Raw genomic sequence first — 530 nt, 5'->3', positions numbered from 1 at the left:
AAGACCAGCGGCTGCTTCCAGCACTGCTCGCGGATGATGCTCCGTTGCAGCAACGCCGCCGCCCGTTCACCGCACTCCTGCTCATGCACTTCCCAGCCCACGCCTTTGCGGCTGTAAATGTCCTCTATCAGATAGAGGTAGTAAAACTGGCCGCGCACCGTTGACGGCAGGTAGGTGATATCCCAGGACCACACCTGGTTGGGGCCGGTCGCAGTATGGCTGGTGGGTACCGGCACAGGACGCGGTGGCTGGCTTCGGCCGCGCCGATGCTGCTGGTCTGCCGCGCGCAGGATGCGATAGAAGCTCGACTCACTGGCCAAGTAACGCCCTTGGTCGGCTAACCGGGGCACGATTTGGCTCGGTGGCAGCGAGGCAAACTCCGGGCTATTGCAGACCTCCAGCACCGCCTGCCGCTCTTCTGGGCCCAAGGCATGCGCTGGTATGGGACGAACGGCATCCGGTCGCCTATCGGCACTCAGCTCAGGCCCGGCCAACCAGCGCTGGAGCGTGCGCAGACTCAGCCCCAACAC

1 protein-coding gene is annotated in these 530 nt (G+C 64.3%); it reads right to left on the bottom strand.

The features are described 5' to 3' along the window. Positions 1–530 (bottom strand): DDE-type integrase/transposase/recombinase (locus PG887_RS22625; RefSeq protein WP_270822983.1); only part of this gene is annotated, 530 nt, incomplete at both ends.

This window comes from Aeromonas sp. QDB14 (assembly GCF_027707845.1).
Taxonomy (GTDB): domain Bacteria; phylum Pseudomonadota; class Gammaproteobacteria; order Enterobacterales; family Aeromonadaceae; genus Aeromonas; species Aeromonas caviae.
Note: the sequence above shows the minus strand (reverse complement) of the source record. Positions and strands in the feature narration are given on the sequence as shown.